At 65.6% G+C, this 12715-nt stretch carries 8 protein-coding genes and 2 tRNA genes; 2 read left to right on the top strand and 8 right to left on the bottom strand.

The window, feature by feature from the left end; translation table 11 throughout:
• The first annotated feature begins 51 nt into the window (after positions 1 to 51).
• On the top strand, positions 52 to 2286 hold the full coding sequence (locus J2Y49_RS05080) for a DNA topoisomerase (protein ID WP_310112914.1): 2235 nt from the start codon (positions 52 to 54) through the stop codon (positions 2284 to 2286).
• A 144-nt stretch (positions 2287 to 2430) separates the two neighbouring features.
• Positions 2431 to 3600: a hypothetical protein gene (locus tag J2Y49_RS05075; protein ID WP_310112913.1), complete on the top strand. Its 1170-nt coding sequence runs from the start codon at positions 2431 to 2433 to the stop codon at positions 3598 to 3600.
• Positions 3601 to 3692: 92 nt separating this feature from the next.
• Here J2Y49_RS05075 and J2Y49_RS05070 read toward each other — a convergent pair.
• The 8 genes from J2Y49_RS05070 to J2Y49_RS05035 form a co-directional block, all read right to left on the bottom strand.
• Positions 3693 to 3767 (bottom strand) — tRNA-Val (locus J2Y49_RS05070).
• A 109-nt stretch (positions 3768 to 3876) separates the two neighbouring features.
• Entirely contained in the window at positions 3877 to 4149 is a 273-nt protein-coding gene (locus J2Y49_RS05065) for an HU family DNA-binding protein (protein ID WP_012974523.1), read from the bottom strand.
• Between the two features lie 197 nt (positions 4150 to 4346).
• The gene (gene lon / locus J2Y49_RS05060; RefSeq protein WP_149221954.1) at positions 4347 to 6761 is read right to left on the bottom strand and encodes an endopeptidase La; all 2415 of its coding nucleotides are present in this window, start codon (positions 6759 to 6761) and stop codon (positions 4347 to 4349) included.
• Positions 6762 to 7238: 477 nt separating this feature from the next.
• Positions 7239 to 8501, bottom strand: a complete 1263-nt coding sequence (clpX, locus tag J2Y49_RS05055; protein ID WP_149198333.1) for an ATP-dependent Clp protease ATP-binding subunit ClpX — start codon at positions 8499 to 8501, stop codon at positions 7239 to 7241.
• 242 nt (positions 8502 to 8743) lie between these two features.
• Positions 8744 to 9370: an ATP-dependent Clp endopeptidase proteolytic subunit ClpP gene (clpP, locus tag J2Y49_RS05050; RefSeq protein ID WP_012974527.1), complete on the bottom strand. Its 627-nt coding sequence runs from the start codon at positions 9368 to 9370 to the stop codon at positions 8744 to 8746.
• 112 nt (positions 9371 to 9482) lie between these two features.
• The gene (gene tig / locus J2Y49_RS05045) at positions 9483 to 10814 is read right to left on the bottom strand and encodes a trigger factor (RefSeq protein ID WP_310112910.1); all 1332 of its coding nucleotides are present in this window, start codon (positions 10812 to 10814) and stop codon (positions 9483 to 9485) included.
• 91 nt (positions 10815 to 10905) lie between these two features.
• A tRNA-Leu gene (locus J2Y49_RS05040) sits at positions 10906 to 10990 on the bottom strand.
• Between the two features lie 137 nt (positions 10991 to 11127).
• The gene (locus J2Y49_RS05035; protein ID WP_310112908.1) at positions 11128 to 12657 is read right to left on the bottom strand and encodes a malonyl-CoA decarboxylase; all 1530 of its coding nucleotides are present in this window, start codon (positions 12655 to 12657) and stop codon (positions 11128 to 11130) included.
• Positions 12658 to 12715 lie beyond the last annotated feature (58 nt).

The following is a 12715-nucleotide window of genomic DNA, read 5'->3' as shown; positions in this document are numbered from 1 at the left end:
ACCGCGCGCATGTTCTTGCTCCGTTTCCCTCAATCCCGTATTCTCCCGCGCATGGCGACGCTGATCATCACCGAAAAATCCAGTCAGGCGAAAGACCTGCGCGCGGCACTGGGCGACCGCTACGGCCGTATTTTGCCGGCCGAGGGCCACCTGTTGCGGCTTGCCGAGCCGGACGAGGTCGATCCCGCCTGGAAACGCTGGTCGCCGACCCTGCTGAAGCCGGACGGACTCTACCCCACCCGCCCCGACCAGGGTGGCAACAAGGCTGTGAAGCTGCAGGCCATCACAGCCGCGCTGCGCGCCTGCGACGAGGTGATCCTCGCCACCGACTGCGACCGCGAAGGCCAGTTGATCGGCCAGGAGATCCTGGAGCATGTCGGCTATCGCGGCAAGGTGCGGCGCGCGCTTTTCACGGCGCAGGACCCGAAGACCCTGCGCGACGCCTTCGCGACGCTGAAGCCCAACGACAGCATGCGCCCGCTCTATGAGGCGGCGGTGGCGCGCCAGCAGGCCGACCAGATCTACAACCTGTCGCTGACCCGCACCGCGACCAAGACCCTGCTGGCGCCCGGCACCCGCGGCGTCATCGGCATCGGCCGGGTGAAGACCCCGACGCTGGCCATCGTCTGCCTGCGCGAGTTGGAGATCCGCAACTTCAAGCCGGAGGATTATTTCGAGGTCGTGGCGACCGCAAGCGTGGCGGAGGGAAGCTTCCAGATGCGCCACGCCCCGGCGCCGAAGGACCGCATCAAGGACCGCGCTGCGGCCGAGGCCATCGCCCGCGCCGCCGACAACCACCGCGGCCCGCTGACCGTGACGGTGGAGGAGAAGCGGCAGGCCCCGCCCAAGCTGTACGACCTGCCTTCTCTGCAGAAGACCTGCGGACAACGCTGGGGCTGGACCGCCGACCGCACGCTGTCGGTGGCGCAGGAACTGTATGACGGCGACGGCAAGAAGCTGATCACCTATCCGCGCGCCGAGGCGCGGTATCTGTCGGAGAACCAGATCGCCGACGTGCCGGCCATCGTCGGCGCGCTGACCCGGCTGCGCGGCTTCGCCCATCTCGACATTGCCCGCCCGGTGATCCGCAAGGGCAAGTCCGGCCATTTCTGCGACAAGGCGCTGGAGGGCGTATCACACCATGCGGTGATCCCCAACGTCAATGTGCTGGACGATCTGGAATCGCGGCTGGTCCGGCTGACCGACGACGAGAAGCGGCTCTATGCGCTGATCTGCCGGTCCTACCTTGCCGCGGTGATGCCGGATTACGAGTATCGCCAGACCAGCGTGACCATGCCGGTGCCGGTTGGGGGCAAGCCCGTCGCCTTCCGCGCCGTCGGCCGCATCCCGCTGAAGCTGGGCTGGAAGGCTGCCTTCGGGTCCGCCGAGAGTGATGGCAAGCCGGAGGAGGAGGCCGAGCAGACCTTGCCGCCGCTGACCGACGGCGAGCCGGCGACGTTGAGCGACCCAAAGGTGGAGGCCAAACGTACCCAGGCGCCGCCGCGCTACAATGAGGGCACGCTGGTGGACGCCATGCAGAACGCCTGGCGGTTCGTCGAGGAGCCGTCCCTGCGCGACCGTCTGAAGGAGGCCAAAGGGATCGGCACCCCGGCCACCCGCGCCGAAGTCATCAAGGGGCTGCGCAAGCAGAACCTGCTGGGCGCGGACGGCAAATGGCTGGTGCCCACGCCCGCCGGCCTGCACCTGTTCGAGACGCTGCGCGCCGCCGCCCCCACCCTGGTCGATCCCGGAACCACCGCCTTGTGGGAGATGAAGCTGGACGAGGTGGTCACCGGCCGCGCCGATTTTCGCCGCGTGATCGACGCGATCGCGACGGAGGCGGAACGTCTGATCGGTGCGCTGGTCGGACAGCGCGGCACGCTGCTGGACCTCGGCCTGCCTGCTCCCAAGGCACGATTCGCCCGCCGGGGCGCGGGTGGACGCACCAACGACGCCGCAGCGGGTGCTGCCAAGCCGGTGCGCCGGCGGACCCGCAAGGCCGAACCTCCGGTGGAGGGTGGGGCTGCCACGCCGAAGCCCCGCCGTGTCCGCAAAGCCAAGGCTCCGGCATCGGCGCCGCCGACGAGCGTGCAGGCGGATAATGTACAGCCTGCCGCATCGGCCACCGCTCCGGCGCCGCCGAATGGGCTTCGCCGCCGCGAGCCGACGGAGCGCATGGTCGCCTTCGCCCGCAGTTTGGCGGAGCGCAAGGGAATCGACCTGCCCGATCCATGCCTGCGCGACTTCGATCAGTGCCGCAGCTTCCTGGATCAACACGCACGCTGAACAGCCGCAGGACCATAGGGCGGTAGCCGCCCTATTGATTGCAGCGCCGAGGAGATTCGCTCTTTTTTGGCAAGATTGGTCACTGGACGATACTCGCGTCGCCAGCAATTCTCTTGGCATCCTCAATCAATGATGAGCCGTGCCATGGAATTCTTCACTTCGGTTACCCGTACCGTGACCGCAGCGGCACTGAGCCTCGCCGTAGCGGGCCCTGCCCTGGCCCAGAGCCAGCCCAGCTATGGCGGCGCGAGCGTTACCCAGTGCATTCCTTTCGCGAACTTCCAGCCGGTGTCCTTCACCGATGCGCCGCAGCTGAATTTCAGCATTGCCGGCGACAGCACCATCCACTCCGTGACGATGGACACGGGATCGGTCGGCATCGCCATCTCGGCCGCCAACATCCCCAACTATGAACAGCTGAAGACGGCCGCAGGTGCCACGGCCGGCACGCAGTTCCTGTCCAGCAGCAAGGTGCTGTGGGTCGGCACCTGGGTGCCGATGACGGTTACCCTGTATGACCGCAACAACCAGCCGGTGGCGACCTCGGACGTCTTGGTGCTGGGCGTGGAGCAGTCCGGCCGTTGCGACAGCTACCAGACCGATCAGACGATTTGCCCTAACCTGCCGGTGCCGGAAAAGCCCGTGCTCTACATGGGCGTGGGATTCGGTCAGGAGGCGGATTTCCAGCCGCAGGGCACGCCGGACAAGAATGTCCTGCTGAACCTGCGCAGCGTGAACGGCCGGCCCGTCGCGCCGGGCACGCTGAACAAGGGCTATATCATCGGCCGCCAGGGCATCCAGGTCGGGCTGACCGCGGCCAACACGGCGGGCTTCCGCTTCGCCAAGCTGCAGCCCTATCAGCAGTATCCCGGCGACTGGATGATGCCGCGCGGCTGCATCACGGTGAATCCGAACGATAACCGCGATGCCAATGGCCCGACCTGCACCCCGGCGAACATTCTGGTCGATACCGGCATCCCGCAGAGCTACATGACGGTGCCGCCCGCGATCAAGTTCGACACGGTGCAGCAGCCTGACAGAAGCGAGCCGAACAAGACCGTCGGCGTGTTGGCACCACAAATGTCGGTCGCCGTGCAAATTCCCAATGCCGCCAATCCCATCGCAACCGATGCCTTCATCGTTGGCGGCGGCGCGCCGAACGAACCGGAACAGGTGATCCCCTGGAGCACCGACAAGCGTCCACCCTTCATCAACACCGGCCGCCATTTCCTGCGGCAGTACCAGTTCCTGTATGACGCGAGCCAAGGCTATGTCGGCATGAAGGATCAGCCGAATCCCTGCGGCGAACAGTGACCGCCAAACGGGCGCCCCATCCGGCGCCCCTCACTTTTCGGGCATGAAAAAAGCCCCGGATCGGGGCCTGGTTGTAGAAGCGCGTATGGGAATGGTGGGCGATGAGGGGATCGAACCCCCGACATTCTCGGTGTAAACGAGACGCTCTACCGCTGAGCTAATCGCCCGAAGCCTGGAAAAGGCTTTGCCTTCAAATACAAGCCGGCCGGGTGGTTGCCCGGCCGGCCGCACTATGCCCTGAATGGGCCGGAAACTTCAAGCCTGTCCGGCTGAACCTCAGTTCAGCGCGTCCTTGAGGGTCTTGCCGGCCTTGAACTTCGGCTGCTTGGACGCCGGAATGTCGATCTTCTCACCCGTGCGCGGGTTGCGGCCTTCGGTCGCGGGACGCTCAGCCACCGCAAAGGTGCCGAAGCCGACCAGACGGACCTCATCGCCATTCTTCAAGGATTCGGCGATGCTGTCGAACACGGCGTCGACGGCCTTCGTGGCGTCGGTCTTGGACAAACCGGACGCTTCGGCAACATGCGCCACGAGATCGTTCTTGTTCACGCAATCCCCCTTCCAAATTCAGCAAATACTGAAAGACAAAAGCCGCCCCAGGACTTTTCGTCCACGACTTATTGGAAGCAAAGGATAAGCACAGCGTTTGCCGCCCGTCAATTCCAGACGGGCGGCATAGCTCATCATGTTCCAAAAGTCGCGCGTCCGGCGGCGGCCACGATCGGATCGCAACCGCCGGCCCCGGATCAGTGACGCAGGGCCTCTCCGTCGGCGCCCTTCTCCTGGACCTTCGCCGCGGCCGGATCGACCTCCGGCTCGGTCCACTCGATCGGCTCCAACGGACGCACCAACGCGTTGCGCAGCACCTCGTCCACCGTGCTGACGGGCATGATCTCCAGCCCGCGCTTCACGTTGTCCGGGATGTCCGCCAGATCCTTTTCGTTGTCCTTCGGGATCAGCACATGCTTGATGCCGCCGCGCAGTGCGGCCAGCAACTTCTCCTTCAGGCCACCGATCGGCAGGACCCGGCCGCGCAGCGTGATTTCGCCGGTCATCGCCACGTCCTTGCGAACCGGGATGCCGGTCAGCACCGAGACGATGGAAGTGGCCATGGCGACACCGGCCGACGGGCCGTCCTTCGGCGTGGCGCCTTCGGGAACGTGGACGTGGATGTCCTTCTTCTCGAACAGCGTCGGCTTGATGCCGAAGGCGACGGCGCGCGACTTGACGTAGCTCTCGGCCGCCTGGACCGATTCCTTCATCACGTCGCCCAGCTTGCCGGTGGTGGTGACGCGGCCCTTGCCGGGCAGGCCGACGGCCTCGATCGACAGCAGTTCGCCGCCGACCTCGGTCCAGGCCAGACCGGTGGTGACGCCCACCAGATCCTCCAGCTCCGCCTCGCCATAGTGGAAGCGGCGGACACCGGCATACTTGTCAAGGTTGCGGCGGGTGACCGACACCTTGGCGCCGCCGGTGCCCTTCAGCAGGATCTCCTTCACCGCCTTGCGGCAGAGGTTGGCGATCTCACGCTCCAGGCTGCGGACGCCGGCTTCCCGCGTGTAGTAGCGGACCAGATCGCGCAGCGCGTCGTCGGAGATGGTGAACTCGCCCTTCTTCAGGCCGTTCGCCTCGATCTGCTTCTCGATCAGGTGGCGCTTGGAGATCTCGACCTTCTCGTCCTCGGTGTAGCCGGCGACGCGGATGATCTCCATGCGGTCCAGCAGCGGCTGCGGCATGCGCATCGTGTTGGCCGTGCAGACGAACATCACGTCGGACAGGTCGTAGTCGACTTCCAGGTAATGGTCGTTGAAGGTGCCGTTCTGCTCCGGATCCAGGACCTCCAGCAGGGCGGACGACGGGTCGCCGCGCCAGTCGGCGCCGAGCTTGTCGATCTCGTCCAGCAGGAAGAGCGGGTTGGAGGACTTCGCCTTCTTCATGCCCTGGATGACCTTGCCGGGCATCGAGCCGATGTAGGTGCGGCGGTGACCACGGACCTCGGCCTCGTCACGAACGCCGCCCAGCGACATGCGGACGAAGTTGCGGCCCGTGGACTTGGCGATCGACTTGCCGAGCGAGGTCTTGCCGACGCCGGGCGGACCGACGAGGCAGAGGATCGGACCCTTGACCTTGTTCATCCGGTTCTGGACGGCGAGATACTCGAGGATACGCTCCTTGACCTTCTCCAGACCGTAATGGTCGGCGTCCAGCACCTTCTGGGCCAGCTTCAGGTCGCGCTTCACCTTGGTGCGCTTCTTCCACGGAATGGACAGCATCCAATCCAGGTAGTTGCGGACCACGGTGGCTTCCGCCGACATCGGGCTCATCGACCGCAGCTTCTTCAGCTCGGCGAGCGCCTTTTCGCGGGCTTCCTTGGAGAAGCGCGTCTTGTTGATCTTCTCTTCCAGTTCCGCCGACTCGTCGCGGCCGTCCTCGGTCTCGCCGAGTTCCTTCTGGATCGCCTTCAGCTGCTCGTTCAGATAGTACTCGCGCTGAGTCTTCTCCATCTGCCGCTTGACGCGGTTGCGGATGCGCTTTTCCACCTGAAGAACGCCGATCTCGCCTTCCATGAAGGCATAGACCCGCTCCAGACGCTCCGACACGGTGGCGCATTCCAGAAGCTGCTGCTTTTCCGGAATCTTCAGCGCCAGATGCGAAGCGACGGTGTCGGCCAGCTTGCCGGCTTCCTCGATCTGGTTGATCGAGACCAGCACCTCCGGCGGGATCTTCTTGTTGAGCTTGATGTACTGCTCGAACTGGGAGACGACGGCGCGGCTCAGGGCTTCGAGCTCCTGGTTCTCGCCGGTCTTTTCCTCCACCAGTTCGGCCTGGGCCTGGAAGAACTCCTCATTGTCGGCGAACTTGGTGATGGCGGCGCGCTGGCCACCTTCCACCAGCACCTTGACGGTCCCGTCCGGCAGCTTGAGCAACTGCAACACGGTGCCGACGGTGCCGACGCTGTAGATGTCGGCCGGAGTCGGATCGTCCTGCGCGGCGTTCTTCTGGGTGACGAGCAGGATCTGCTTGTCATCCTTCATCACGTCTTCCAGCGCGCGCACGGACTTCTCGCGCCCGACGAACAGCGGCACAATCATGTGGGGGAAGACCACGATGTCGCGCAGCGGCAGGACCGGGTAGAGGGCACCACGGGAGAGTTCGATCATGGGCAGGGCCTCGATGAATGGATCGCCGCCAGCCCGGAATGGGCCTGACACAGCCCCCGCCTCGGGTTGAGCGCGGGGATCGCCTACGGCACCCGACTAACGTGGCACACGCCCATGCGCCCTTCAAGTGGCTGCGGCTTCCTTCGCGCCGTTTCCACGGGGTGAGGAGGCCATTCCACCGGCCAACACCCCGTTTATTCCACTTTCGGACGGCTTGAACGGCGCTTCGGGCCGATTTGGAGCCCATTCGGCCGCCTAATGGGGAGCATTGCGGCCCCGTCCGCGCCCCAACCCGGGGCAGGACCGCCATGACAGCTCTGGTGAGGCGACGATTCGGATGGGAGGGCGGCCAACCCATGGAACCGGCGGCACCGGAACCATGGGGAAAAGAGATAAAGGGGGCGGACAAAAGAAAAGGGGCGCCGAAGCGCCCCATTATTCGCCGCGTCGCGACACGCGCGACAGAGTGTCTCCGGGTCAGGCGCCCGGCGCCTCGCTGCGTCGTTCGGCATGGACGTAGAGCGGCTTGGCACGCCCTTCGACCACTTCCTTGTTGACCAGGATGCTCTCGATGCCGGTCAGGCCCGGCAGGTCGAACATCGGGTCGAGCAGGATGGCTTCCATGATCGACCGCAGGCCGCGGGCGCCGGTCTTGCGGGCAATCGCCTTGTGGGCGATGGCGCGCATGGCGTCCTCGGAGAACTCCAGATGGACGTCTTCCATCTCGAACAGGCGTTGGTACTGCTTGACCAAGGCGTTCTTCGGCTTGCTGAGGATCTCGACCAGCGCGCCCTCGTCCAGGTCGGACAGGGTGGCCAGCACGGGCAGGCGGCCGATGAACTCGGGGATCAGACCGAACTTCAGCAGATCCTCGGGCTCGACCTCGTGCAGGATCTCGCCGGTGGCACGCTCGTCGGCGGAGCGGACATCGGCGCCGAAGCCGATGCTGGTGCCCTTGCCGCGCTGGGCGATGATCTTGTCCAGGCCGGCGAAGGCGCCGCCGCAGATGAACAGGATGTTGCTGGTATCGACCTGCAGGAATTCCTGCTGCGGATGCTTGCGCCCGCCCTGCGGCGGCACGGAGGCGACGGTGCCCTCCATGATCTTCAGCAGTGCCTGCTGCACGCCCTCGCCCGACACGTCACGGGTGATCGACGGGTTGTCGGACTTGCGGCTGATCTTGTCGACCTCGTCGATGTAGACGATGCCGCGCTGCGCCCGCTCCACATTGTAGTCGGCGGCCTGCAGCAGCTTGAGGATGATGTTCTCGACGTCCTCGCCGACGTAACCGGCTTCGGTCAGCGTCGTGGCGTCGGCCATGGTGAAGGGAACGTCGATGATGCGGGCCAGGGTCTGGGCCAGCAGCGTCTTGCCGCAGCCGGTCGGACCGATCAGCAGGATGTTCGACTTCGCCAGTTCGACGTCGTTGTGCTTCGTCCCGTGGGCGAGGCGCTTGTAATGGTTGTGGACCGCCACCGACAGCACGCGCTTGGCGTAGGACTGTCCGATAACGTAATCGTCGAGCACCGCATGAATGTCGCGCGGGGTCGGAACCCCATCGCGGGACTTCACGAGGGTCGTCTTGTTCTCCTCGCGAATGATGTCCATGCACAGTTCGACGCATTCATCGCAGATGAACACCGTCGGACCGGCAATCAGCTTGCGGACCTCGTGCTGGCTCTTGCCGCAGAAGGAGCAGTAGAGCGTATTCTTCGAATCGCCGCTGCTGGACTTGCTCATCGGTACTCCGTCATCTCGCGGGAGGCGTGATCCTTGAGGACCATGCCCGTTCGCGGCGCCCCCCGACGCCGGTCCTACTCAGGTTATCGCGGACGACGCCCGCGACAAGGTCATGCGCCGATTTGGCGACGCATCACGATCCGCATATCCGGGTCCCTCATCGGGACTTCCCCTATGACCGGATCGTGTCACTGCCATTCAACAACAGCGTCACGACCCGATCAACCCTTTGTTGGGAGGGCTCAGGAATGGTGGTCGGCGCCCGGGCGCTTCTCCACCACCTCGTCGATCAGGCCGAAGGCCTTCGCCTCTTCCGGCGACATGAACTTGTCGCGCTCCATGGCGGTCTCGATGGTGTCGAGGTCCTGCCCGGTGTGCTTGACGTAGATGTCGTTCAGGCGCGAACGCAGCTTCAGGATTTCCTGGGCCTGGATTTCGATGTCCGAGGCCTGGCCCTGGGCGCCGCCCGACGGCTGGTGGATCATGATGCGGCTGTTGGGCAGCGAGAAGCGCTTGCCCGGCGCACCGGCGGCCAGCAGCAGCGAGCCCATCGACGCGGCCTGCCCCATGCACACCGTCGACACCTGCGGACGGATGTACTGCATGGTGTCGTAGATGGCGAGGCCGGCCGAGACGTATCCGCCCGGCGAATTGATGTAGAGCGCGATGTCCTTGTTCGGGTTCTCCGACTCAAGGAACAGCAGCTGCGAGCAGATCAGGCTGGCGACGGCGTCGTTCACTCCGCCGATCAGGAAGATGATCCGCTCCTTCAGCAGGCGCGAATAGATGTCGTACGCGCGCTCGCCCCGGTTGGTCTGTTCGATGACCATCGGGACCAGAGCATTCATCTTCGGCTCGAAGTCGTACATGTGTTCTTCCCTGCCCCCGCAGTTGGCTGAACCGGTGATCGTTGCCGGCACGGAACCACATATAGGAACCTTTGGGGGCGGATGGTAGTCCGCCCCCACTCCTTTTGGGGAGTTAGGCGGCCTCAGCCTCGTCCTCGTCCTTCGTCAGCTCTTCGACGCTGACGGTCTTCTCGGTCACCTTGGCCTGATCCAGGATGTGATCGACGACCTTGTCCTCGAAGATCGGGGCGCGGAGATTCTCGAGCGCCTGCTGGTTCTGCTTGAAGAACTCGAACACCTGACGCTCCTGGCCGGGGAAGCGGCGGGCTTCGTTGATCAGGGCGCGGTTCACCTCGTCCTGGGTGACCTGGATGTTGTTGCGGCGGCCGACTTCCGACAGCAGCAGACCCAGGCGGACGCGGCGCTCGGCGATCGAGCGGTATTCGGCCTTCAGGTCGTCCTCGGACTTGTTGGCGTCCTCGCCGGCCGTGCCGTTCTTCAGCTCTTCCTGCAGGCGGGCCCAGATGCCCTCGAACTCGATGTCGACCATGCCGGCCGGCACCTCGAAGGAATGGGCCTCGGCCAGCTTGTCGAGCAGCTGGCGCTTCACGCGCAGGCGCGACAGGCCGTCATACTCGCCCTTGATGCGGTCGCGGATGGCTTCGCGCATCTTCTCCAGGCTCTCCATGCCGAACTCCTTGGCGAGTTCGTCATTGACTTCGGCCGGGACGTTCTTGCGCAGCTCCTTCACGTCGACCTCGAAGACCGTCGCGGCACCCTTCAGGCGCTCGTGCGGGTAGTCTTCCGGGAAGGTGACGTTGACGGTGCGGTGCTCGCCGGCCTTGACGCCGACCAGCTGCTCCTCGAAGCCCGGCACGAAGCGGCCGGCGCCGAGTTCCAGCGGATAGTCCTTGCCGTCCATGCCCGGCAGGGCCTCGCCGTCGACGGAACCGGCGAAGTCGATCACGGCGATGTCGCCGGTCTCGGCGGCGCGGTCCTCGGTGACCGGGGCCTGGGTCGAGTGGGCCGAGGCCAGACGGCTCAGCGCCTCTTCCACCGACTCGTCGGTGACCTCGGCGACCGGCTTCTCCAGCTCGATGCCGGTGAAGTCGCCCGGCTCGACGTCCGGCAGCAGCTCGACGGCCATCTTGTAGGTGAGGTCGCCGCCGTCCTCGTACTTCTCGACTTCGATCTTCGGCTGCAGGGCGACGCGCAGGCCGCGCTCGCTCAGCGCCTGGCGCGAGCTGTCGGAGATGGCGTCCTCCAGCACCTCGGACAGCACGCCGCCGAAATAGCGCTGCTTGATCACGGTGACCGGCACCTTGCCCGGACGGAAGCCCGGCAGCTGGACCGTGCGGCGCAGCTCTTCCAGCTTGCCGTTCACCTTCTCTTCGATGTCCTTGGCGGAAATGACGACCTGAAATTCGCGCTTGAGGCCGTCGGTGCTGGTCTCGGTGATGTTCATCGGAACGAAAGCCTATCTCGTTGTTCCGGCCCGGCGGCGCCCGTCCGGGCGGCCCGAATCCGTGTTGTCCATGCGGTCCAAGGTGTTGCCATGGTGCGGGCGAAGGGACTTGAACCCATACGACCGAAGTCACTGGAACCTAAATCCAGCGCGTCTACCAATTCCGCCACGCCCGCGTTCATGGCAAAGGCAGCCGCGACGGGTGCGCAAACACCCGCCGGACCGCCGGCGAAGTCCGGTCTATAGCACAGCGCGCCGGAAGCAAACAGGCAAAATGGCCCCGCTCAACAGAGTGAGGTCCGGTCCGTTCGCCTCAGTTGCCGGCCTTCCCCAGCGACCTTACCGCCGACGAGGTGATGATGCGCCCCTCGCCGGTATAGGCCTCGTGGTTGGCATCGATCTCGCCCAGCCGGTAGCGGTAGTTGATCATCATCCCCAGCGACTGTTTCAGCCCCTTGGCCGACCGGTCGGCCAGCCAGTTCAGCCGTTCCATCCGGGCGCCGTTGGTCAGGTGGAAATGCGCCACCGGATCCTGCGCGCGGGCGCGGCCATGGCCCTTCGCCTCCTGCACCGTGGTCAGGTAATGGGTGCACATCCGCATCAAGGGACCCCGCAGGCGTTTCTGCAGTTCCTCGTCTTCCACCCAGCCGGGGCGGGACAGCGCGCGGGCGAGCAGCGGCGATTCGTCGGTGCCGACGCCGCCCTCGGTCGGAGCTTCGGTGTCGTCGCCCTGTTCCAGCGCGGCCAGCCGCTCGGCTATGCGCTCGGCCTCCGTGTTGCTCAGCAGGGCGTCGCCGTCGCAGTCGAGCGTCCGGTCGAACCAGCGGCGGAAACCGGGGATCGGCGACAGGGTGGCATAGCACTTGATGTTGGGGAATTCGGTCGCCAGCCCGTCGACCACCCGCTTGATCAGGAAATTGCCGAAGCTGATGCCGCCCAGCCCGACCTGGGCGTTGGAGATCGAATAGAAGATGGCGCTGTCGGCGCTCTTCGGGTCGCAGACCGGGGCGGTCGGGTCGAGCAGCGCCTGCACATTGTCCGACATGCCCTGGACCAGAGCCACCTCGACGAAGATCAGCGGCTCGTGCGGCATGCGCGGATGGAAGAAGGCGAAGCAGCGGCGGTCGGAATCGAGCCGGTCCTTCAAATCCTGCCAGCCGCTGATCTCGTGCACCGCCTCGTACTTGATCAGCTTTTCCAGCAGCGAGGCCGGGCTGTCCCAGGTGATGCGGTGCATCTCCAGGAATCCGACGTCGAACCAGGCGCGCAGCAGGTTCTTGAGATCGTCTTCCAGCGCCTGCAGCAGCGGTTCGCCGCGCGCCATCTCCATCAGTTCGGCGCGCAGGTCGACCAGGAACTTGACGCCTTCCGGCAGGGCGTTGAACTGGGTGAGCAGGCGCAGGCGCGGCGGTTCCAGCGCACGGCGGAGAGCCCGCTCGGCATGGCCGCGGGCGACCGGGTCGGCAGCCGCCTGGAAGGTCGCCATCGCGTCCATCACCGCGTCGCGGTCGACGTCGAAGTCGCGCGCGAGCATCAAAAGGAAGTTGCGGCGGCCCTGGGGATCGAGCGCCAGATAGGTGCGGCCGAGTTGGGCGGCGCGGGCGCGGGCCGAAACCTCGCCGCCGCGCGATTCCAGGCAGGCCTCGATCTGCTCCTTTAGCCGTTCGGCGTCCTCGCGGGGCAGATGGGTGCGCGGCGGTGCGCCGACGGCGCCGCGGGCCGAGGCCGCGATCTCGCGCCAGCGGGTGCGCAGGTTGTCCAGCGCGCGGTCGAAAAAATTGGGCTGCGCGGCCTGGGATGGCGGCACAGGATCCAGCGTGGTCGTGTCGGGTGCGTCGCTCATGCCCCGGAGTCTGGCCCGCCTCGACCGGCGCCGCAAGGGGGCGCGTGGACGCTGCCGT

The organism is Azospirillum sp. BE72 (genome assembly GCF_031455875.1).
GTDB lineage: Bacteria > Pseudomonadota > Alphaproteobacteria > Azospirillales > Azospirillaceae > Azospirillum.
Note: the sequence above shows the minus strand (reverse complement) of the source record. Positions and strands in the feature narration are given on the sequence as shown.

What these genes read in the sequence shown, in the direction of transcription:
- J2Y49_RS05080 (WP_310112914.1), top strand. Translation starts at nt 52, where the DNA reads ATGGCGACGCTGATCATCACCGAAAAATCCAGTCAGGCGAAAGACCTG.
- J2Y49_RS05075 (WP_310112913.1), top strand. Translation starts at nt 2,431, where the DNA reads ATGGAATTCTTCACTTCGGTTACCCGTACCGTGACCGCAGCGGCACTG.
- lon (WP_149221954.1), bottom strand. Translation starts at nt 6,761, where the DNA reads ATGATCGAACTCTCCCGTGGTGCCCTCTACCCGGTCCTGCCGCTGCGC.
- clpX (WP_149198333.1), bottom strand. Translation starts at nt 8,501, where the DNA reads ATGAGCAAGTCCAGCAGCGGCGATTCGAAGAATACGCTCTACTGCTCC.
- clpP (WP_012974527.1), bottom strand. Translation starts at nt 9,370, where the DNA reads ATGTACGACTTCGAGCCGAAGATGAATGCTCTGGTCCCGATGGTCATC.
- tig (WP_310112910.1), bottom strand. Translation starts at nt 10,814, where the DNA reads ATGAACATCACCGAGACCAGCACCGACGGCCTCAAGCGCGAATTTCAG.
- J2Y49_RS05035 (WP_310112908.1), bottom strand. Translation starts at nt 12,657, where the DNA reads ATGAGCGACGCACCCGACACGACCACGCTGGATCCTGTGCCGCCATCC.